The 253-nt window shown below is 61.7% G+C and carries 1 protein-coding gene; it reads right to left on the reverse strand.

What is annotated here, in order from left to right; genetic code table 11:
- On the reverse strand, window positions 1-253 hold a 253-nt coding region (locus AC0L20_RS41440), incomplete at both ends, for an alpha-ketoglutarate-dependent dioxygenase AlkB (protein WP_473295902.1).

Below are 253 nucleotides of genomic sequence, written 5' to 3' on the forward strand. Positions count from 1 at the left end.
CGTTCTTGTCCTGGTGCAAAGACATCTTCGCTGCGGGCACATAGCGGTTGATCAGGCAGGCATCCGGTGAAAAATCGCTGAAACCTGCAGCACTTGCCGCCGATATGGCCAGCTCGCGCAATGCGTCGGGCATGGGTGGCCAGGGTCGCAGGCTACGCGGATCATAAGGGCTGTAGCGATAGCCCGCGATGTCGGTGGTCCAGCCCAGTTTGCCGCAACTGCTCAGCGCGGCCGACATGGTAAAGCCGCCAGG

The sequence above is a fragment of the Bradyrhizobium sp. Kon58 genome (assembly GCF_055807455.1).